A 21768-nucleotide genomic window follows, 5' to 3' on the forward strand; every position below is an offset into this window, starting at 1 on the left:
GAAGCTCATGGGACCGTTGCCCGACCCGTCGCCCACCACCACCGCCGTCGTCACTGGCGCATCGTCCGGTATCGGCGCCGACATCGCGCGCGAACTCGCCTCTCGCGGTTATGGCGTCACCCTGGTCGCGCGCCGCGAGGATCGACTTCGCGACCTGGCCGAGGAACTCAACGACAACGAAGGGGTCCGCGTCGAGTTGATCGCCTGCGACGTCGCCGACCCTGAAGCGCGCACCGGCCTGTTCGACACCGTCGCCGACCGTGGGCTGACCGTCGACATCCTGGTCAACAACGCAGGCATCGGCACCGTCGGCCCGGTGGTCGAGTCCACGGTCGCCGACGAGATCGCCCAGGTGCGTGTGAACGTCGAAGCCGTTATCGACCTGACCACCCGCGCGGTTCAGCAGATGGTCCCGCGCGGTCGTGGCGCCATCCTCAACGTGGGTTCCACCGCCGGATTCCAACCGTTCCCCGGCCAGGCGGGCTATGCCGCAACCAAGGCGTTCGTGATCGCCTATACCGCGGGGGTCCGCGCCGAACTCGCAGGCACGGGGGTCACCGTCGCGACGCTCAACCCGGGGCCCGTGCACACCGAGTTCCTCGAGGTCGCGGGCATGGACCAACGCACGTTCGCGGAAGGCTTCCCCAAGTTCATGTGGATGCCGTCGCGGCAGGTGGCCAGAGTGGGTGTTGACGCGCTCGCGGGTGACCGCGGCTCAGTCATCGCGGGGCTGCCGAGCCGGTTGAGCACGCGGCTTTTTCAGGTCATCCCGAACCGTTTCCTCATGCCGCTACTGGTCAAGCAACACCCAGCGCTGAAGAACCGCGGTTCAACGAACTGACGCGCTCGACCTCGATGCATGTGTCAGCTCATAGGACCGAGTGGTGCCCTACACCGCTGATCCGTTGGAGCCCGCTGGATTTGGTCGCGCTCGTTAGAGAAGCTTGTCGAGTGTGATGGGTAGGTCGGTGATGCGTCGGCCGGTGGCGTTGAACACGGCGTTGGCGATGGCGGCGGGCACTCCGACGAAGACCAGCTCGGCGAGGCCCTTTACGCCGAGGGGGTCGGCGATGGTGTCTTCGGCGGGTAGGTAGGCGGCGTCGAGTGCGGTGACGTCGGCGTTGACGGGGACTAGGTAGTCGGACATGTTGGCGTTGAGGATTCGGCCGTCCCGGTGGTCGAGGTCGGTTGCCTCTAGTAGTGCCATGCCGATGCCGCCCACCATTCCGCCGATGGCTTGGCTGTGGGCCAGAAGGGGGTTGATGACTCGGCCCGCGTCATACACCCCGTACATGCGGCGGACCCGCGTGGTGCCGAGTTGTTCATCGACGGCAACTTCGGCGAAGACTGCGCCGAAACCGTGCATGGAGAACCCCTTAGCGGCCTCGTCGGGTGTCCAGGTCTGCTCGGCGTCGAGCGGCCCCCACCGACGGCGGCGTAGTAGGTCCTGATAGGACTCGCCGCGTCCCGGCTCGGTGGTGGCGTACATCCGGCCATCGGCCACGGAGACTTGTTCGGGGCGCAATCCATTGAGGGGAGATCCGGGGTCGACAATTGCGGTGCGGATGAATCGGTCGCGCAGCATCAGGCCCGTCTTCTGGACTGCGGAGCCGACACTGGCCATCGTCGTCGACCCTCCGTGCACGGGTGCCGGTGGCATCGTGGAATCGCCGAGGGCGAAGCGGACGCGGGCCAACGGCAATCCGAGTGCGTCGGCGGCGACCTGGGTCATCGAGGTATAGGTGCCCGGACCCATGTCGCCGGTCGCGGTTTGCACGTCGGCGGTGCCGTCGGGATTGATCCGTGCTGTCACGGTGCACGGGTTGACCAGGGTGTGATAGACCCCCGCTGCGGTACCCATGCCGATGAGCTGGTTACCGTCGCGGGTCGCGCGGGGTGTGGGATTGCGTTTCGTCCAGCCGAATGTGGCCGCGCCCTGCTGGAAGCAGTCGGTGAGTCGTCGTGTCGAGAACGGCTGGTCGGTGGAGGGGTCGCGCTCGGGTTCGTTGCGCAGCCTCAACTCGATGGGATCGATGTTGAGCCGGTGGGCGAGTTCGTCGATCGCGGATTCCAGGGCGAAGGCGCCGCTGGTGAGGCCGGGGCCACGCATGTAGGTAGGCGGATTGATGTCAAGGGGCACGACGCGATATGTCGAGCGCATGTTGGGTGAGCTGTACATGAATCGTGGGACCGCAGGCAGGTTGTCTTCGTAGCCGTCGTAACGCGAATTCTCGACCCGGGCTTCGTGAACGATCGTGTTGATGTGTCCGGACTGATCTGCCCCGATGGCCATCCGCTGCCGACTGGTGGAGCGGTAGCCAACGGTGCTGTAGTACTGCTTACGGGTCAATGCCAGCTTGACGGGACGGCGCATTTGCCGGGCCGCGAACGCGGCCAGGAGCTGATGGGGCCAGGTCTTGCCGGCGGAGCCGAACGCTCCGCCTATGAACGGCGAGATGATGTGGATCTGATCGACCGGAATGTCGAAGGCCGCGGAATAGGCGTCTAGCGCCCATGTGATGCTCTGCACCTTGTCCCACACGGTGAGCCGGTCGCCGTCCCAGCGGGCGATGGTAGCGGGGATTTCCATCGGGTTGTGGTTGTTGCGGGCGATCGAGTACTGCAGATCGGTGACGACCGGCGCGGCGCGTAGCGCGGCGTCGGCGTCACCGCGGGCATAGTCGGCCACCCGCGCCGTCTTCCCCGCTTCGGGCACTGCGTGCGGGGAGTCGATATCCGTCAGTGGTGGGATGCTACCGCTGTAGCGGACTTTCACTAGTGCCGCGCCGTGGGAGGCGGCTTCGAGCGTGGTCCCCACCACGATGGCCACCGGTTGCCCGAACGCCGCCAGCTGTTGGGGGTCGTAGGGCAGCGTCACCCCGGTGAAGTCGGTCAGTACCCGGAGCACATCGGGATGCCCAAGTGCCTCGTCGCTGTCCACACCGTCGACTCGCCCCCGCGCGACAGTGCTGCACACCAGCACTGCGTGCACCAGATCGGGGATGGGGTTGTCGGCGGCGTAGAGCGCTCGACCGGTGACCTTGAGTCGGCCGTCGACCCGGGTAATCGGCTGCCCCGACAGCGGTGCGGGGACAATGGGCTGCGTCATGTGCGTGCCGCCACGGTGGCCAGTTGTCTTTCGACCGTTCGCTTGATCAGGTCCAGCTTGAATCCGTTGCCGGAAAGCGGTCGTGCGCCGTCAGCCGCCAAAGACGCTGCAGTTCTCCACAACTCCGCGCTTACGGGCCGCCCAGCCAGTGCCCGCTCGACCGCGGGAAGTCGCCAGGGCACGGTCCCGACACCGCCGACAGCGACCCTCGCAGAGCGCACCAAGCCGCCGCGGATGTCCATGGCGACCGCCGCCGACGTCAGCGCGAATTCATAGGACTGTCTGTCGCGGACCTTCAGATAGCCCGATTTACGTGCTTCGGGGCTGACCGGGACTTCTATCCCGGTAATGAGCTGACCCGGACGAAGATTGTGCTCGCGATCGGGAGTGTCTGCTGGCTGCCGGAAGAAGTCGGCGATACGAATCATGTCTTGCCCGTTGACATCCCGTACGAGGATGGTTGCGTCCAGGGCAACGAGTGCCACCGCGAGGTCCGAAGGGTGGGTGGCCACACACGCATTGCTGGTACCGAAGATGGCGTGGGTGCGGTTGTGGCCGTCCACGGCCGAACAGCCCGCACCATGAGTGCGTCGGTTGCACGCCGCGGTGACGTCACGGAAGTATAGGCACCGGGGACGTTGCATGAGGTTGCCGCCGATGGACGCCATGTTCCTCAACTGCGCCGATGCGCTCAATTCGAGGGCTTCGGCGATGACCGGGAACTGCTCGCGCACACCAGGATGCGCGGCCAGGTCGGACATCCGGACCAGTGCTCCGACGCGTAGGACGTCGCGCTGCAGCTCGATCTGTCCGTACGGCAGCGCGTTGATGTCGACCACCGACTGCGGGCGTTCGACGGTCTCGCGCATCAGATCGATGAGGGTCGTGCCACCTGCGATGTACCGCGCCCCGGATGCGCCGGCTTCAAGCGCCGACACCTCGTCGGTGGCTTTGGTGAAGCTGAAGGGGAACATATTGGTTACGCCTCTTTCGCCGCGCTGGCGATGGCGTCGACGATGTTGGTGTACGCCCCGCAGCGACAGATGTTGCCGCTCATCCATTCCCGTATCTCGGCAGGGGATCCGGTGTGACCCTCCTTGATGCACCCGATGCCGGACATGAGCTGGCCCGGCGTGCAGTAACCGCACTGGAAACCGTCATTGTCGATGAACGCTTGCTGCAACGGATGCAGCTGACCGTTGCGCTCCAAGCCCTCGACGGTAACGATCTCGGCACCGTCGTGCATCACCGCCAGTGTCAGACACGATGTGACGCGTCGGTCGTCGACCAGAATGGTGCAGGCGCCGCATGCACCTTGGTCACAGCCCTTCTTCGTGCCGGTGAGGCCGGCCCGTTCGCGGAGCATGTCCAACAGCGAACTTCGGTTGTCGACGTCGATCTCGCGTTCTTCGCCGTTGATCCGCAGCCGGATGGCCGACGAACGAGCATCAGTGTCGGGTTCGCCGTCGCCGCATCCAGCGAGCAGCGAACTGGCCGCAATAGTTCCGCCGACTGCGATCGACCCACCGACAAAGGTGCGTCGATCCAATTCGAACCGGTGACCGGGACCTGCTGATGGCACTTCGTCTGACATGTCTCGCTTCCCTCCAGCTCATCTGACTGTGCGACACGTCTTGTCTTTGCCGCTTGGGTCGCAACCCTGTTGGGTAGAGCCACTTGTCGGGCACAGTGCATGGCGAATACCAGGCTCGGCGCCTAGCGGTCATGATCTGCGCCAGACCAAGGCAACCACGCCTGAGCACGGGGTGGGAGTGCCCGGTTATCCAGGTACTGGCAGTACCCCCATGTGGCGCCGATCAGTTCGCGTCAGGACAAGCCGAGTGCGTTGGCCACCGCGGCGAGGTAATCGATGTGTGCGTCAACGGTGTGGAACCCGTGACCCATCGTCGCGACCGAGGCATGCGTGCCACCGGCCTCCCGCCAACCGTCGATGTCGGCGAAGAGGTCCTCGCCGCGACGGAGCGCCACATACTCCGACCCGAACTCATCGACCGACCTACCGAGTTCTGCGACTCGTCGATACATGCGTTGCCTGGCGTCGATGGCGTTGTCGAAACCGCGGCCGCCGAAGAACATGAACCCATCCGCGAGTCGGGCGGCCCGCTCGTATGCTCGCTCGCCTGACCCGCCAAGCCAGATTGGAACTCCACCAGCCGGTTTCGGCATGAGCGCTGCTCTGTCTATGTGCTCGAAGCGCCCCGAGAAGTCCACGACAGGTTCGGTGAACAACTGGCGAAGCAGCACGATCTGCTCCTCCTGCCGTGCGCCTCGGGTCCGAAAGTCTTGTCCGAGGGCGTTGTACTCGACGTGATTCCAGCCCACACCCACGCCAAGGCGCAACCGGCCTCCCGACAGCAGGTCGACATCGGCGGCCTGCCGGGCAACCAGCGCTGTCTGGCGCTGCGGAAGGACCAAGACCCCAGTGGTGAAACCGATTCGATCCGTGATGCCAGCCAGGTAGGCGAACATCACGAACGGATCGTGGAACGGGTCGTGTTCGGTGTACGGGCCCGGCAGCTGCGGTGTTCGGTCGGCGTGGACGGCGCCGAGCACGTGGTCGTAGGCAACAAGATGGTCAAAGCCCAAATCCTCCACAGCTCTTCCGAACCGCCCGACTGCGTCAGGGTCTCCCCCGAGCTCGTTCTGCGGGTACACGGCACCAATCTTCATGGCTCTCAATCTCCTTTGATCTGCGCATTCGGCGCGTCCTATGAGCGATCGCCCCGGCAGCGGTCTAGTGCTCGGTCCCACCGCGCACCGACGAACTCCGCAGCATCCCGCAACACCGTCTGTCCGATGAGCACCACCCACTGTGGCGAGAAAACCATCATTGTGGTCGGCCACCGACGAGAAGTCTGCGGTATGAGCCGGATGCGAGGCCGGCGAGATCAGCAGCAGCACTGTGGCTCAACAGATTTGATCTCGCGGTGAAACTCTCGCGGCTGCCAGTTCGCGCCCGCCGAACCGCACTGCGGCGGTGGCGTCAAATCGTTCCATGCCTGCCAGTCAACGGCTTGCTGGTCGGGCGAGGAAGGGTCTGTTGATCCAGGTGCTGGCAGAACTCCCTTGCACTGCAAACCGACTGTCCGTTGAGGGTACGCACTAGCGGGCCCTACGATGCTGGCTCACCGCAAGGACGTCGCTAAAGTGTGGCTGCACCTTCTGACGTACGTGGGGCCGACCGAGGCTGGGCTTCCGTCGGTTAGCGCGTTGCTGGACGGCTCTGCTTGGTGCTGTGTGTGACTGCCCAGCTGGCCAGCACTTTCAGTGCGTCTTCGCTCGCCGAATTGGGTTCGGCGGCATAGACGAACATCGTCAAGCCAGGGTCGGACGGCAGTTCAAATGCCTCGAACTTCAGTTCGAGGTCGCCAACGACGGGGTGGTGCAGCTGTTTGGTCCCGCTGCGGTGGAGTCTCACGTCGTGCGTTGCCCACCGGGTACCGAATGTCTCGCTGCGAGTGGATAACTCACCGACCAGATTGGACAACTCCTTGTCATAGGGGTTGCGCCCGGCGGCGCCGCGCAGGTTCGCAACGACGGTGTCGGCGACGGCGTCCCACTCGGGGTAGAAGTTCTGAGAGCGGGGGTCAAGAAATACGAATCGAGCAATATTGGGGGCGTGACCAGGGTCGTCGAACAACTCGGCATGCATGGCGTGCCCAAGCTTGTTCGTCGCCACGATGTCCATTCGCTCATTGCGCACCCATGCCGGCGCGGAGATCATCGAGTCGAGCACGATCTGGACACCGGGTCGAACTTGCCGCGCGGGTGGGCGCCGCCGTCGCGGGGGGCTGCCACTGGCAGACTGCGCCAGATCGAAGAGGTGCGCACTCTCAGCCTCATCGAAGTGCAGAGCCTGTGCAACAGCGTTGAGCACACTCTCGGATACACCAGCGAGGTTGCCGCGTTCAAGTTGCGTGTAGTAATCGACGCTGACGCCGGCCAGCATCGCGACTTCCTCCCGGCGCAGACCAGGCACCCGCCGCTTCCTCACACCGGGTGCTAAGCCAACGTCCTCTGGCGCTAGCTTCGCCCTCCGGGAGGATAGGAATTCACGAACAGTGCTGCGATTATCCACACTCGTCACGGTAACCCGTTTCGGGTAGCCAAGCGAGGTACTGGCAGCCCACTCTTGGGGAGATCTGTTCACCGGAAGGCCTGGGCCGGGCCGATGACGGCTCTACCGTGCGGGTTCAGGTGGATATCGGTGCGGCGGAATGTGGTTCACGCGGCTAGGGAAGGCGAATCTCGGAAAGTCTTCCGGAACGGCACTATGTGCGACTCAATGCGAATGGGAGTCACCGAGCTAGCCTGCGGGGGCAGCGGCGGAGGCTAGCGGCTGTGCGGCTCCGCGTCGGGCGGTCATCAATCATCAATGCGCGCATAGCTGTCCACCGGGTAGGTCCTCGCCACGTTGTGCCGAAAGTTCAAGCAGCCGATCTGCGTGGCCTATGGCGCCCGTACTAGTTGCTCATTTTCCGCCGGAGATTTCATTGACATGCTGGGCTTCGGCTTCGTTCTGCGGGCTGGATTTCGGAATCTGTTGATCCAGTGTGGCCGCCCAGCTAGCGAGGAACGTCAAGGCGTCCTGCGATGGACTTTGGGGCTCGGCGCTGTAGATGGTGATGGTTAGGCCGCTGTCGGCGGAAAGGTCCAAGACCTCGAAGGCCAGCGTCAGGTCGCCAACGACCGGATGGTGAAAATGCTTCGCGCCGGCTCGATGCAGGCGAACGTTGTGGCGGGCCCAGCGATCTCGGAAGGTCTCGCTGCGGGTGGACAATTCCCCGACCAGATCCGACAGGTCGCGGTCATACGGATTGCGCCCGGCTGCGGTGCGCAACATGGCGACCACAGTGTCCGCGGCTTCATCCCACTGCGGATAGAGCGCCTTCGCTTCGGCGTTGAGGAAGCAGAACCGCGCCAAGTTCACCGGAGGGGACGGATCGGCGAACACCGGCGAGTAGAGGGCGCGTGCCAGCCGATTGCTGGACAGCACATCGAGCCGTTCGTTGACAACGATCGCCGGGAACTCGGTCATTCCATCGAGGATGCGTTGCACGACGGGACGAATCCGCTTATGCGAAGGTCGGCGACGGGTGCGAGGCGAGGGGTGAGCGGCGCGAGCCAGGTCATACAGATATGTGCGTTCGGCTTCGTCTAGTTGCAGTGCGCCTGCGATGGCATCGAGCACGCTGTCGGAGACGCCGGCGAGGTTGCCGCGTTCAAGTTGGGCGTAGTAGTCGGTGCTGACGCCGGCAAGTACGGCGACCTCCTCGCGGCGCAATCCGGGCACTCGCCGTTTGCCGTAACTGGCTAGACCGGCCTGCCCTGGGGTGATCCTGGCGCGTCGGGTCGCCAGGAAGTCGCGTACATCATTCCGAGAGTCCACGAACTCAGGTTACGTTCGCCCGCCGCGCGATGGGATGTGCCGTTGGTCCACGGATAGGCAGCCACTGTCATCGGCGTGGCGTCCGCGGTGTTCTGGGCTCAGATCACCGACAGCCCACTGGATTGACCCCGCCCAAACGATGCAGGCGATAGTCATTGTTCCGATCATCGTCGCGTGGCTTACGAAGCAGGTGAAGGGCTTGATGTGGTGGGATCCACGAATCGCGTCTCGGTCCAATCAGTAAGTGCGTCACGGTGTTTGATGCGCCATTCGCCATCAACCCGCGTATACCGGTCCTGGTACCGCATGAACCACACGTAGTCGGTTCCGTGGTGCTCGCCGCCGGCGGTCAAGTGATGTGCCACTCCGTAGACCTCGCCTGAGGCGGCGTCGCCCTCAACGACGAACTGCGCGTTGGCCACCAAGTGGAAGCTGTTCGTGCACATCCGAGGGATGATTCGATCGACGATCACGGCGAGCTCATCATGTCCCGTTCGCTCCATCGTGGGGTTCTCCGACTGTCCCGGAGGATAGGAACGAACGGTTGCATCGGGGTGGAACACCGCCAGGAACGCATCGCGGTTGCGACGGTCGATGGCGCTGGCATATGCGTACGAGAGATCCAGCAGTGCGTCCTTATCCGTCCTACCCGTGACAGCCATGGCGCCCCCGTGTTTTGTTGAGCCCCGCGGTGTCCATGGAGCGAGAACAGGCATTGTTAGTAGACGATCAAGAACCAATGTTTCTGCGCACCGTACGGTCAGGCCGTCAAGTCGGGCAGGTTGATGGTGCCGGAACGAATCGCCGCAGTGACGCCGCCGTCGACGAGCAGGTCAGTGCCGGTGACGAACGAAGACGCGGGTCCAAGGAGCCATTCCGCGGCGGCGGCGATGTCGTCGGCCGTGCCGAGACGCCGCAAGCCGGCATTGTCGGTCATCATCTGGATGAGACGCCCCGACTCACCGGCCAACTCTTGCCTCCCCATGTCTGTGGAAATGATCCCAGGGCTGATGGAATTGATCCGTGCCCTGCGAAGGCCCCAGGAGCTGGCCGCGGCTGACACGCGGATCTGATTGGCGCGCTTGGCGAATGGGTAGGCGTGTGCACCCGTAGGAAGGCGGGCGGGCGAACAAGCCTCGAGGTCGAGCAGCTCGTCGGCAGGCGTGCTCGCGAGTTGGAGCTCTACGCTGGGATCCAAGATGGGATTCATGTGGCCGGCCATGCTGGCGATCACGATTGCGGCGCCACCCGGCTCGATGATGCGACCGAACTCGTCGATGACGAGGGCGACGCCGAGGAGATCGACTGCCATGATCGATGCTGCAGAGGCCTGTTCGGGTGACAGGCCAGCAGTGTGCGCGACCGCAGTTACGCGGCCGACGGACGTCGCCAATTCCACCAAGGCTGCGATCGAGTTACGGGAAGTGACATCGACCTCGTGTGTGACAACGTGATGACCCTCGCGTTCGAGGGTCGCCGCCGTGGAGTCCAAGAGGCCTTGGTTGATGTCGGCAAGCACGATGACCCGGCCCGCCCCGACGCGGCGGGCAATGGCATGGCCCATGCCGCCGACGCCGATGACGACTAGGGCTTCCTCGCCAGTTGTTGGTGACGCCATGATCCTCGATCCATCGATGTCGGTTGTACCGGAAACAGCTGCTGCGCAGAACGATCGGACTCAGCGCTGGCGGGCTAGGTCACTCCGTGTGGCTGATCGCCTGGGCTAGCCGAGACCCGAAGGCAGCTACGTCGTCGCCGGTGCCTCTGTCGTGCTTGCTGAGCGCCTGGATGGTGACGTCATGGCCCTCAGCGGACTTGCGCAGCGCGCCGACCGTGGCCTGCTCGCGGCTGACGTGAGTGAACGGATCGAAGCTGTACCAGCGCATCGCGTTCTCGTAGGTCATCTTGTTGGTCTCGTCGTCGGTGACGTCGTTGGCGGTCAGCACCTCGTGCAACTGTTCGGGCGCATTGGGCCACATCGAATCGCTGTGCGGGTAGTCCGCCTCCCAGCAGATGTTGTCGATGCCGATGTCGTTGCGCAACTGAACGCCGACCGGATCGGAGATGAAACATGTCAGGAAGTGATCGCGGAACACCTCGCTGGGCTTCTGCTTGCCGAAGTCCTGACCCGTCCACGTCGAGTGCATCTCGTAGGTGCGGTCAGCCCGGTCGAGGAAATAGGGGATCCACCCGGTGCCACCCTCGGACAGCCCGATCTTCAAATCCTTGTATTTCTTGATCGGCTTGGACCACAACAGATCCGCCGCCGCCTGCACGATGTTCATCGGCTGCAGCGTGATCGTCACGTCCATCGGCGCATCGGGCGCGGTGATCGCCAGCCGGCCCGAGGACCCGATGTGCACGTTCATCACGGTGTCGGTGTCCACCAACGCCTCCCACAGCGGCGTCCAGTAGTCGTCGTGGAAGCTCGGGTAGCCCATCGCTGACGGATTCTCGCTGAACGTCAGCGCATGTACGCCCTTCGCCGACACCCGCCGCACCTCGGCCGCGCACAACTCCGCATCCCAGATCACTGGCAACGCCATCGGGATGAACCGCGCCGGATACGCGCCGCACCACTCGTCGATGTGCCAGTCGTTGTAGGCCCGAACCAACGCCAGTGAAAACTCCGAATCCTCGGTGGCGAACAGTCGACCCGCGAAACCCGGGAAGGACGGGAAGCACATCGAACCCAGGATCCCGCCGGCGTTCATGTCCTTGACCCGTTCGTCGACCTGGTAGCAGCCCGGCCGGATCTCGTCGAGCCCCTGTGGTTCCAGCCCGTACTCCTCTTTGGGCCGACCTGCCACCGCGTTGAGCGCGACGTTAGGAATGACGATGTCGCGGAACTGCCAGGTGTCCGACCCGTCTGGGTTGTGCACCAACCTCGGCGCGTCGTCCTGGTACTTCGCCGGCAGATGATTCTTGAACATGTCGGGCGGCTCAACGATGTGGTCGTCCACGCTGATCAAGATCATGTCGTCCTTGTTCACGATCGTTCCTTTCCAAGGGGCGGCGGTCTATGGAGGCACGCCCTGGTGTCGGCCTGATCCGAGACCGGATGGCAAGATGCATTCACACTAATCGAGAATCAGCGTTCCGCAATGCGCGCAGGACGTACGCCCTGCGCGGCGGCGGTCACCTCAGCTGCCCGTCCAGCGCGGCGGGCGTTTCTCGGAGAACGCAATCGCCCCCTCCTTGGCGTCGTTCGACGTCAACACGGGCTTGAAGATCCTCCACTGCTCGCGAAACATCGCATCGGGATGCCACCCGCGGGATTCGGAGATGATCTGTTTGGAGGCGGCAACCGCGAGCGGGCTGTTGGCGGTGATCTGTGCCGCCAGCGCCAGCGCGGCCTCCACGGTGGTGCCCGGCTCGACCACAGCGTTGACCAGACCCAGGTCGTAGGCCCTGGTTGCAGCAAGATTGCCGCCAGTCAACGCCAGCTCCATGGCGATCGCATACGGGATGCGTTGTGGCAGCCGCAGCAATCCACCACCGCCGGCGATGAGTCCGCGCTTGACTTCCGGAATGCCGAACACGGCGTCGGTGGCTGCCACGATCAGGTCGGTGGCCAGCACCATCTCCGCGCCGCCGGCGAGCGCGTAGCCCTCGACGGCGGCGATCACCGGCTTCACCGGCGGCCGTTCGGTGAAGCCCATGCCGCGACCTCGGACCACGACATTCTCGCCGCGGGCGAACGCCTTGAGGTCCATGCCGGAGCTGAACGTTCCCCCCGCTCCAGTCAGCACCGCTACTGACAAACCTGCATCGTCGTCCAGTCGGTCCATCGCATCGGCCAGGCCCTGGCTGACCGCTGCGTTGACGGCGTTCTTTGCATGCGGCCGGTTGATGGTGATCAGCAGTATTCGATCATGCTGCGCTACAAGGACTTCCGGGTCATCGCTCATATCGTCCCAAGCTCCTCGACAGCCTTGGTCGCCGCCGCCACGATTTCAATCTGCACAAGCGTAAAGGTACGGTGCCGGTTTGTGGAAATAAACACTCTCTTTTCAGAGAGCAGACTTTCGCATAGGATGTGCCGATGCTCTCCGTCCCCGAATCGGGCGTGGCCATGCCGCGGAGGCAGGTGCCGTTCATGCGGTTCGAGGTCGATGCGCCCATCAAACGTCGATCGACGTGACGCAGACGATCGCCTGTAAGACCACTAGCGCGACCCCGAACGCAGCGGTGAAAAGCGGTTGGGGACAACGTCAACTCCCATGTGCCGTGGTGGTCAGCATCGAGTCCCGGTCGGCCCGGTCGAGCAGACGTACTTTGCGTCCGCACTCTCCGCGGGCTCAACTTCGAGAAGGAGATGGCAAGGTGCTCAACGTTCGGTGTACCCGAGTGGCCCGACCACGTGCATCGGTCGAGGTGGGACCTCCGGCGCCCCGTTCGGCAGGCGAACCGACATGACCGTGGCATCGTCCGCCGGCCAGCCCGCGAGCACGTCCCCGCCACCGTCGAGTGCGGCGCTCAACCGCCGGGCTGCCGAGGGCGCGGAAACGCGGATGCTGATCAACGGGTGGCTATGCGAATCGGGGTCAGGAGCTCGATTCGACAACGTCAGCCCGGCCACTGGTCAGGTCCTCGGGTGGACCTCCGCTGCGTCCGCCGATGACATGGACGCAGCGATCGCGGCTGCGCGTAAGGCCTTTGACACCACCACGTGGTCGACGGACCGATCGTTGCGCCAGCGATGCCTCCGGCAGCTCCAGTTTGCGCTGGAGCGCGAGCGGGAAAAGCTACGCGACGAGATCATCGCCGAGGGCGGTGCACCGCTGATGACGACGACGATGGCTCAACTGGATTGGCCGCTGTCGGACGCGCTGACTGGCCCCGCCGAGTTGATCGACCGCTTCGGCTGGGAGCGCGACCTCGGTCCCGGCACCACCATGGGTGGTCACAATCGGCGGCGCGTCTACAAGGAGCCCATCGGTGTGGTCGCGGCGATCGCGCCGTGGAACTTCCCATTCGAGATCGTGCTGAACAAACTTGGCCAGGCGTTGGCCACGGGCAACACGGTGATCGTGAAGCCCGATTCCAACACGCCATGGAGTTCCACGAGGATCGGGCGGCTGATCGCCGCGCACACCGACATCCCACCAGGTGTCGTCAACGTCGTGCCCACTCCGGACAACGCGGTCGCCCAGCGGCTCGTCACCGACCCGCGCGTGGACATGATCTCGTTCACCGGGTCTCCGGAGGTGGGGCGGTTGATCGGAGAAAAGGGCGCTCAAACCTACAAACGGGTCTTCCTCGAACTCGGCGGCAAGTCGGCGATGGTCGTCCTCGACGACGCCGATCTCGACACCGTCGTCCCCAGGGCCGCACAGGTGTGCATGCACGCCGGTCAAGGCTGCGGGATCAACACCAGGGCGCTGGTGCCGCGCCGCATGTACGACGAGTACGTCGACAAGGCAGCGGCCATGTTCAACCACATCAGTGCGGGTGACCCAGCACGACCCGACACGGTATTGGGCCCGGTGATCAACGCCACCCAGCAAGCCCGGATCCTGGGATTCATCGATCGCGCCCGCGCCGGCGGAGCGGAGATCGCCGTCGGTGGCACCGCCCCGCGGGACCTCGATGCCGCACTCGCAGGCGGAACCTACGTGTCTCCCACACTCGTCGTCGGTATCGACAACTCCTTCGAAATCGCTCGGCGCGAGGTCTTCGGCCCGGTCCTTGTCGTGTTGCCCTACGACGACGACGAGGAGGCGCTGGCCATCGCCAATGACAGCGACTACGGACTGTCGGGGTCGGTGTACTCACACTCGCCAGAACGCGCGCTGGCCTTCGCCAAGCGGATGCGCACCGGGTCGGTGAACGTCAACAATGGCCTGTTCTACGGAGCCGACGCGCCCTACGGGGGATACAAGACCAGCGGCGTCGGCCGCCAGAACGGCATCGAAGGTTTCGAGCAACACCTGGAGACCAAGGTCATCGGATACGGGTGATCACCGCCTCGAACAACGCGCGGTCAGTATCGAGACACGACGAACAAGGAGCGGACATGGGCAGAATGGCCGGCAAGGTGGCAGTGGTCAGCGGAGCGGCACGCGGACAAGGGCGCTCGCATGCTCGCATGCTCGCCGCCGAGGGCGCAGACATCATCGCTATCGACATATGCGCAGACATCGCCACCAACGAATATCCGTTGGCCCGTCCGGAGGATCTCGACGAGACCGCCCGTCTGGTGGAAAAGGAGGGCCGCACCGCCATCACGGCGATCGCCGACGTGCGCGACCGCGTGGCGCTGTCGGAGGCCATCGACCGGGCAGTCGACGAGCTCGGACATCTCGACGTGGTGGTCGCCAACGCAGGCATCGCTCCGTTGAGTTCTCCAGAGGCACAGGCCTGGGTCGATGCGGTCGATGTCGACTTGATCGGCGTCATGAATCTGATTCACGTCAGCCTCAAGCATCTTCAGTCGGGCTCATCGGTTATCGCGACCGGATCCCTCGCTGCCTATCTGTCGATGATGCGCAGCGATGGCGGCGGTCCCTCGGGCGGTGCGGGCTATCAGTTCTCGAAGCAGGTCATCGCCCACTACGTCAATGACCTGGCACTGACATTGGCGCCGAACGGGATTCGGGTCAATGCCCTGCACCCCACCAATGTGAACACCGACATGCTGCAGAGTCCGCCGATGTACCGGGCGTTTCGGCCCGACCTGACCGATCCCACCCGTGCCGACGCCGAGCTGGCGTTTCCCGTGATGAACGCGATGTCGATTCCCTATGTCGAGCCAGAGGATGTCAGCGAGCTGGTGCTGTTCTTGGCCTCGGATGCGTCCCGCTACCTCACCGGCCAGCAAATCAAGATTGACGCCGGAGGCTATCTCAAGAAGGTGCCCTGGTCGGGGACGTAATCACCGCGAGTACGTCCCCATCGGTCGAAAGTTGCACCGTAGGGCGGTGTTAGCGACGGGGCGGCGCGGATCTCCGCATCGTGGGGCGAGCGGCGGGAAGTGACGTATCCAACAGACAGGCCTGAGATGAGCTTTGCATTACTAGTGCGGAACTGGCATTCTCGTATAGTGCCAACGCCAGTTACCCAAGGGGCATCCGTTGCCCGGTCAGTTCGCCGGATCGCCGTTTCGGCGGTCCGCCGCGGTACCTCACGGTCGGCCCAGGGAGATCCGCGAGTGTGCGGGCACTGCCAGCCGAGGTGGACGTCGTGATCGACGGTCAGGTGGCCAGGGCTGGCGGTGATGACGGTGGGCGTGTCGTGGTTGTCACGGGCGCCTCGTCGGGGATCGGGCTTGCGACCGCCGAGCAGCTGGCGCTGTCCGGCCACCGCGTCGTGCTCGGCGCCCGTCGCACCGAGGTGTGCGAGGAGGTAGCGGCGAAGCTGCGGGTCCGAGGCGCATCTGCCGTTGCAATCGCGCTGGATTTGGCAGATGAGTCATCAATAAGTCGGTTCGTGTCGCGCGTCCAAGACGACCTCGGCCCAGTCGATGTGTTGGTGTCCAATGCAGGTAACTCTTTTCCTGACCCGTCGACCAACACAGACCAGGCGCGGCTCCGAGAGTCTCTCGCGGTCAATTTCATGGGACCCCAGCACCTGGTGTCCCACGCGCTGCCGGCGATGATCGAAGCCGGGCGCGGTGACCTCGTCTTTGTGAGTTCGCAAGTGGTTGGGGGAGTCCCGAGGCGGTGGATGAGCGCGTACTCGGCGTCCAAGCATGCTCTTGAAGCCTGGATTGACGTGCTGCAGGCCGAATTGGAGGGCACCGGAGTGCGGTCATCGGTTGTGCGGCCGGGGCCCACTCGCACTGAACAGGGGACTAACTGGAGTGCCGAAGAGATGCAGTTGATGATGTCCGGTTGGCATGGACAGAGCGGCGTCCGAAATACCGAAGCGCTGCAGCCCGAGGACGTGGCGCAGGTAATCGCGTCAGTCGTCGAGCTGCCCGAGAACGTGCACATGAAGCTCGTCGAAGTCGTTCCGTCGATACCACGCAAGGCGGCGGCCCAAGGATGACTGTCGATCGAGTGATGAGCGGGGTACGGGTACTCGAGGTCGCGGCGTGGACGTTCGTGCCCGCGGCGGGCGCGGTGCTCGCCGAGTGGGGCGCAGAGGTCATCAAGGTCGAGCCCCGCGTCGGTGGCGATCCCCAGCGGGGCCTGGTCACCATGGGCCTGGTGGATCCCGGCGGCGCGGTCAACTACATGATCGAACTGCCCAACCGCGGGAAGAAGTCCATTGCGGTCGATCTGACCACAGAAGGTGGGCGCCAGGTCATCCTCGACCTCGCCAAGACCTGCGACGTGTTCCTCACCAGCTACCTGCCGAGCCGCCGCAAGCGCTTCGGCATCGACGTGGACGACATCCTCGCGGTGAATCCCAACATCGTCTACGTGCGGGGATCCGGTCACGGCCCGCAGGGCCCTGACGCCGATCAGCCGGGCTATGACGGCGTTTCGTTCTGGTCGAGGGGCGGGATCGCCGACGCGATCACTCCCGAAGGGGCCGGACCGGGTCGGCCCCCCCCCGCCGTCGGCGGGTTTCGCGGAGGAATGACGATAGCGGGTGGGATCGCCGCGGCACTGTACAAACGTAAAGCGACCGGCGAGGGGTCGGTCGTCGATGTCTCTCTGCTGGGGCTGGCCGCCTGGACCATCGGTCCGGATGTGTCCATCAGCCAGCTTCACGGTGGCGCGGCGGCGCCCCAGTTCGAGCATGTCGACGCGCCCAATCCGCTGGTCGGCAACTACCGCACGAAGGACGACCGCTACGTCACATTGATGATGCTGCAGGGCGATCGGTTCTTTCCCGAGTTCATGAACATCATCGGGCGCCCCGACCTCATCGATGACGACCGCTTCGCTGAAGCCGGGCCCAGGTTCGACAATCGAGTTGCGCTCATCGCCATCCTTGACGAGGAGTTCGCCGCGCGAACACTCGCTGAGTGGCGCGATGTCCTCGGCCCGCTTTCGGGAGCATGGGGCATCCTGCAAACCCCCGGCGAACTCCGCACCGACCCGGCTATTGTCGCCAACGGCTACATTGCAACGGCCGCCACCATGGGTGGGGTGTCCTACGAGCTGCCCGTGAATCCGGTGCAGTTCAACGAATTCCACGTAGTTCCCACCGGCGCGCCAGAGCACGGTCAGCACACCGAGGAGGTGTTGCTTGACGCCGGGATGGACTGGGACGTGATCGAGCGCTATAAGGAGACGGGAGCGATTGGATGACCACACCACGCGGCGTGATTGAAGGTGGCCCACTGGAATTCGACCCCTTCTCCGATGATTTCTTCGACAGCCCGTACGGCACCTACCGCCGGCTGCGCGACGAAGCGCCGGTCTATCACAACACCAAATATGACTTCTGGGCGTTGTCCCGCTACGACGACGTCGCGCCGGCGTTGAAGGACTTTGCGACGTACTCGTCGGCCATGGGCGCCACGATGGACATGATCAAAGATCCGGAGCGGTCCATACAGCGGTCGAAAGCGATCATCATGCTGGACCCGCCCGAGCACGATTTGATGCGCAAGTTGGTGAACAAGGTCTTCACTCCTCGGGCGATGGCGTCGATGGAATCGATGATCCGCCAAACGATTCAGGATGTCGCCGCTACCTTGGATCCTTCGTCATTCGATGTCGTGGCCGACTTCTCGGCGCTGTTTCCGGTCGAGATCATCACGACGATGCTGGGGGTGCCAGCAGAGCACCGCCAGCAGATCCGGCTATGGAACGACAAGATCCTCGAGCGCAAGCGCGGTTCGATCCATACCACCCCCGAAGGGATGGAAGCGTCGACCGCGACGGGAATGTTCTACTACCAACTCATCCAGCAGCGCCGAGAGCATCCGCAGGACGACATGATCAGCCGTTTGATCGAGGTAGAGATCGAGCGCGACGGTCAGGTAGTGAAGCTCGATGACGCCGAAATCGCATCATTCACAACGCTGCTCGGCGGCGCCGGTGCCGAGACGGTCACCAAGCTGATCGGCAACGCGGCGGTGATCTTCGCGGACAATCCGGGCGAGTGGCAGAAGCTACGAGCCGACCGCAGCAAGATTCCGGCAGCCATTGAAGAACTACTTCGGTACGAGGGACCTTCCCAGTACAACGTGCGATACAGCATGCGGGAGGTGACGTTGCACGACACCACCATCCCCGCAGGCTCAGCGGTGATGCTGATCAACGGCTCGGCCAATCGCGACGAGCGCATTTTTCCCGATCCAGATCGGTTCGACATCGACCGTGACCGAAAGTTCGGCCTCAACCTGGCTTTCGGTTACGGAATCCACAGCTGTCTCGGCGCGGCGCTTGCGCGGTTGGAGAGTCGGATCGCCCTGGAAATCCTGCTCGACCTCATCCCCGAGTATCAGGTCGACCGCTCGGGTCTACGCCGGGTCGAGATGTCCAACGTGTGCGGTTGGTCGAACGTGCCGGTGCGCGCCGACCGCTGACGTCGCTCCTGGGCCTATGACTCCGCCACCATCCTGATCCGCACCTCCGGGGCGACTCCGTCCCGCGACACCTCTTCGAACCCGAGCCGTCGGTACAACCGATATGCCCGTCGATTGACGTCGAGCACACTGAGAGCTACGTGCTTGCCGTCGGCGCGGGCCTGGTCGAGGAGGTCGCGGATTAGCCGACCCCCGATGCCGCGGCTCTGGTGGTCGGGTTGCAGTTCGATCAGCCCGAGGAAGAGCTCGTCGTCGCGTTCTTCGACGTCGAGCCTGCCGACGTCGACGCCGTCCACCACTATGACGCGCACCTGTTCCATCACCAGATTCCTTGTCAGATAGGCACGTTGGACTCCGTCGTCCCAACCCCAGATCTTGCTCACATACGGACCCAACGATGCTTCATGCAGCGTGAACAAGAACTCGACGTCGTGCGCGGTCGCGGGGCGCAAGGAGATGTGGTCCATACCTAGAGCCTGATGCCGTCGGGCGGGGAACGGCAACCGAATTCGGCAGTGCGATTACTTTCGGTACGCCGCATGGTCCATACACACATGACCACAGACACGATGATCGTGACAACCATCATTGACGCACCCGCTGACACGGTATTCGGCGTACTCGCCGACCCGGCGACGCACGCGGCGATCGACGGCACCGGCTGGGTGCGGGAATCGCTCGACGGCAAGCCGATCGAGGAATCCGACCAGGTGTTTCGCATGGGGATGTATTTCCTCAACCCCAACGAGCCCGAAAACTTCTACGAAGTCGCCAACAAGGTGGTCGTCTTCGACCCGCCGCATGCCATTGCGTGGGAGCCCGGCCAGGACGGACCCAACGGTTGGCTCACGGCTGGCGGCTGGATCTGGCGCTACGACCTCGCGCCGGTCAGCGAGGCCCAGACCGAGGTGACGCTCACCTACGACTGGTCGGCGACGTCGCAGGAAGTGCGTGACGAGATTCAGTTCCCGCCATTCCCGGTCACTCACCTGGAGAACTCGCTGGGCCACCTCGCCGAACTCGCCGAGGGCCGCTAACCGCGCAGCGAGCGGACCGCTTCGATGCGCGCGGTGATCTGTTCGGAGTTCGCGGCCGCGAGCACCGGGCCGCCGCAGATCCTGCGCAACTCGTTGTGAATCCACCCGTGCGGCTTGCCCGTTCGGTGATGGGCCAGCATCACCAGCGCGTTGAGCTCGCGGCGTAGCTCGCGCAACTGACCATGGGTGGTCGAGACCACCGGCAGGGTGCCGCCCGCGGCGGTCCGCTTGTCCAGTTGCTCTTCCTGCCTGCGCCGCAACAGATCTCGCATCTGCGTGGCATCCAACAGGCCCGGGATGCCGAGATAGTCGGCCTCCTCGTCGCTGCCTGCCGGGGTCGCGGTGCCGAACGACGAGCCGTCGAAGATCACCTGGTCGAGTTCGGCGTCGGCGCCCAGCATCTCGAAGCCGTTGTCCAGCTCGCTCGGCTCGGACTTCTGCTTCTCTTCGTATTCCTCGAACTCATCGCCCTGCGACTCGCGGTGCGGCTTGCCGAGGACGTGGTTGCGCTGCGCTTCGAGCTCGCTGGCCAGCAGCAGGAGGTTCGGTACCGAGGGCAGGAAGATGCTGGCCGTCTCACCGGGCCTGCGCGACCGCACGAATCGGCCGATCGCCTGGGCGAAGAACAGTGGGGTCGACGCGCTGGTGGCATACACGCCCACTGTCAGGCGCGGCACGTCGACGCCTTCGGACACCATGCGCACCGCGACCAGCCACCGACTGGTGCCCTCGGAGAACTTCGTGATGCGGTCCGAAGAACCCTTGTCGTCCGAGAGCACCAGAGTCGGCGGCTCACCCGTGAGCTCCGTCAAGAGCTTGGCGTAGGCCCTGGCCGCCGTCTGGTCGGAGGCGATGATCATGCCGCCCGCGTCGGGCACGTGCTGCCGCTTCTGCTCCAGCCGGGTGTCGGCCGCCGCGATCACCGCGGGCATCCACTCGCCGGCGGGGTTCAATGCGGTACGCCAGGCGCGCGCGGTGTGTTCGGCGGTCAGCGGCTCACCCAAGCGCGCGGCGTGTTCCTCGCCCGCGCTGTCCCGCCATCGCGACTCACCGGAGTAGGCGAGGAACACGACCGGTCGCACGACGCCGTCGGCGAGCGCGTCGGCGTAGCCGTAGGTGTGGTCGGCCTGTGAGCGCTCTAGCCCGTCGGGTCCGCGTTCGTAGGTGACGAAGGGGATGGGGCTGTCGTCGCTGCGGAACGGTGTGCCGGTCAACGCGAGTCGACGGGTCGCGTCGCCGAACGCCTCCCGGATCGCGTCGCCCCAACTCTTGGCGTCCCCGCCGTGATGGATCTCGTCGAACACCACCAGCGTCTTGCGGTTCTCGGTGCGCACGCGGTGTCGGCCGGGGTGGCTGGCCACCTGGGCATAGGTGACGACGACGCCGTGGTACTCGTCGGAGTTCTGCGCCGACGAATTGCTGAACTTGGGATCGAGCGACATGCCGACGGTCGCGGCAGCCTGCGCCCACTGGACCTTGAGGTGCTCGGTGGGCACGACGACGGTGATCCGCTCGACCACGCCCTCGGCGAGCAGCTCCCCGGCGATCCGCAGCGCGAATGCCGTCTTGCCTGCTCCTGGGGTTGCCACCGCGAGAAAGTCGCGTGGCGCCGCCGTCAGATACCGCACCAAAGCCCGACGTTGCCAGCCCCGCAACGCCTGGGTGCTGGGCGCTGCGTAAGCCCGCACCCGACGACTCCTATCTGGTCGAAGGGCAGTCTAGGGCAAGGGGATTCACGTGTGCATCATGGCGCCGCGTGTCGCGCATGTCGCGCGTGTCG

The 21768-nt window shown here is 64.4% G+C and carries 19 protein-coding genes; 7 read left to right on the top strand and 12 right to left on the bottom strand.

Going from position 1 to position 21768, the window contains the following annotated elements; genetic code table 11:
* Positions 1 to 7 precede the first annotated feature (7 nt).
* Complete coding sequence (locus tag SLQ33_RS08405; RefSeq protein WP_319453368.1) at positions 8 to 841, top strand: SDR family oxidoreductase; 834 nt, start codon at positions 8 to 10, stop codon at positions 839 to 841.
* Positions 842 to 934: 93 nt separating this feature from the next.
* Here SLQ33_RS08405 and SLQ33_RS08410 read toward each other — a convergent pair whose 3' ends face one another.
* The 10 genes from SLQ33_RS08410 to SLQ33_RS08455 form a co-directional block, all read right to left on the bottom strand.
* Positions 935 to 3109, bottom strand: coding sequence for a xanthine dehydrogenase family protein molybdopterin-binding subunit (locus SLQ33_RS08410; protein ID WP_319453369.1), 2175 nt, complete (start codon positions 3107 to 3109; stop codon positions 935 to 937).
* Entirely contained in the window at positions 3106 to 4083 is a 978-nt protein-coding gene (locus tag SLQ33_RS08415) for a xanthine dehydrogenase family protein subunit M (RefSeq protein WP_319453370.1), read from the bottom strand. Before SLQ33_RS08415 ends, SLQ33_RS08410 begins: the two co-directional genes overlap by 4 nt.
* A gap of 5 nt (positions 4084 to 4088) precedes the next feature.
* A complete protein-coding gene (locus SLQ33_RS08420) occupies positions 4089 to 4703 on the bottom strand; it encodes a (2Fe-2S)-binding protein (RefSeq protein WP_319453371.1) in 615 nt (204 codons plus the stop codon).
* Positions 4704 to 4936: 233 nt separating this feature from the next.
* Positions 4937 to 5800: an LLM class F420-dependent oxidoreductase gene (locus tag SLQ33_RS08425; protein WP_319453372.1), complete on the bottom strand. Its 864-nt coding sequence runs from the start codon at positions 5798 to 5800 to the stop codon at positions 4937 to 4939.
* Between the two features lie 532 nt (positions 5801 to 6332).
* On the bottom strand, positions 6333 to 7208 hold the full coding sequence (locus SLQ33_RS08430) for a helix-turn-helix transcriptional regulator (RefSeq protein ID WP_319453373.1): 876 nt from the start codon (positions 7206 to 7208) through the stop codon (positions 6333 to 6335).
* A gap of 393 nt (positions 7209 to 7601) precedes the next feature.
* A complete protein-coding gene (locus tag SLQ33_RS08435; protein WP_319453374.1) occupies positions 7602 to 8519 on the bottom strand; it encodes a helix-turn-helix transcriptional regulator in 918 nt (305 codons plus the stop codon).
* A gap of 179 nt (positions 8520 to 8698) precedes the next feature.
* The gene (locus tag SLQ33_RS08440) at positions 8699 to 9181 is read right to left on the bottom strand and encodes a nuclear transport factor 2 family protein (RefSeq protein ID WP_319453375.1); all 483 of its coding nucleotides are present in this window, start codon (positions 9179 to 9181) and stop codon (positions 8699 to 8701) included.
* 98 nt (positions 9182 to 9279) lie between these two features.
* Complete coding sequence (locus SLQ33_RS08445) at positions 9280 to 10137, bottom strand: SDR family oxidoreductase (RefSeq protein ID WP_319453376.1); 858 nt, start codon at positions 10135 to 10137, stop codon at positions 9280 to 9282.
* Between the two features lie 79 nt (positions 10138 to 10216).
* Positions 10217 to 11512 carry an amidohydrolase family protein gene (locus SLQ33_RS08450; protein ID WP_319453377.1) on the bottom strand — a complete coding sequence of 432 codons (1296 nt, stop codon included), beginning with the start codon at positions 11510 to 11512 and terminating at the stop codon, positions 10217 to 10219.
* 150 nt (positions 11513 to 11662) lie between these two features.
* Entirely contained in the window at positions 11663 to 12430 is a 768-nt protein-coding gene (locus tag SLQ33_RS08455) for a crotonase/enoyl-CoA hydratase family protein (RefSeq protein ID WP_319453378.1), read from the bottom strand.
* A 504-nt stretch (positions 12431 to 12934) separates the two neighbouring features.
* On the opposite strand from SLQ33_RS08455, the gene SLQ33_RS08460 reads away from it, so the two are divergent.
* The 5 genes from SLQ33_RS08460 to SLQ33_RS08480 all read left to right on the top strand — a co-directional run bounded on the left by SLQ33_RS08460 (position 12935) and on the right by SLQ33_RS08480 (position 18951).
* Entirely contained in the window at positions 12935 to 14482 is a 1548-nt protein-coding gene (locus SLQ33_RS08460) for an aldehyde dehydrogenase family protein (RefSeq protein WP_319453379.1), read from the top strand.
* 56 nt (positions 14483 to 14538) lie between these two features.
* Positions 14539 to 15396: a mycofactocin-coupled SDR family oxidoreductase gene (locus SLQ33_RS08465; RefSeq protein WP_319453380.1), complete on the top strand. Its 858-nt coding sequence runs from the start codon at positions 14539 to 14541 to the stop codon at positions 15394 to 15396.
* A 278-nt stretch (positions 15397 to 15674) separates the two neighbouring features.
* On the top strand, positions 15675 to 16511 hold the full coding sequence (locus SLQ33_RS08470; protein ID WP_319453381.1) for an SDR family NAD(P)-dependent oxidoreductase: 837 nt from the start codon (positions 15675 to 15677) through the stop codon (positions 16509 to 16511).
* A complete protein-coding gene (locus SLQ33_RS08475; protein WP_319453382.1) occupies positions 16508 to 17725 on the top strand; it encodes a CoA transferase in 1218 nt (405 codons plus the stop codon). Before SLQ33_RS08470 ends, SLQ33_RS08475 begins: the two co-directional genes overlap by 4 nt.
* Positions 17722 to 18951, top strand: a complete 1230-nt coding sequence (locus SLQ33_RS08480; protein ID WP_319453383.1) for a cytochrome P450 — start codon at positions 17722 to 17724, stop codon at positions 18949 to 18951. Before SLQ33_RS08475 ends, SLQ33_RS08480 begins: the two co-directional genes overlap by 4 nt.
* 14 nt (positions 18952 to 18965) lie before the next feature.
* Here the strand turns inward: SLQ33_RS08480 and SLQ33_RS08485 are convergent, their stop codons facing one another.
* The gene (locus SLQ33_RS08485; RefSeq protein WP_319453384.1) at positions 18966 to 19418 is read right to left on the bottom strand and encodes a GNAT family N-acetyltransferase; all 453 of its coding nucleotides are present in this window, start codon (positions 19416 to 19418) and stop codon (positions 18966 to 18968) included.
* Positions 19419 to 19505: 87 nt separating this feature from the next.
* Here SLQ33_RS08485 and SLQ33_RS08490 point away from each other — a divergent pair, with 87 nt between their 5' ends.
* A complete protein-coding gene (locus tag SLQ33_RS08490) occupies positions 19506 to 19988 on the top strand; it encodes a polyketide cyclase (RefSeq protein ID WP_319453385.1) in 483 nt (160 codons plus the stop codon).
* On the opposite strand, the gene SLQ33_RS08495 is transcribed toward SLQ33_RS08490, so the two are convergent.
* Positions 19985 to 21676, bottom strand: coding sequence for a DEAD/DEAH box helicase (locus SLQ33_RS08495; protein WP_319453386.1), 1692 nt, complete (start codon positions 21674 to 21676; stop codon positions 19985 to 19987). The two genes, SLQ33_RS08490 and SLQ33_RS08495, sit on opposite strands and share 4 nt — an antisense overlap.
* Positions 21677 to 21768: the final 92 nt, after the last annotated feature.

The organism is Mycobacterium sp. RTGN6 (genome assembly GCF_033804605.1).
In the GTDB taxonomy this organism is placed as follows: domain Bacteria; phylum Actinomycetota; class Actinomycetes; order Mycobacteriales; family Mycobacteriaceae; genus Mycobacterium.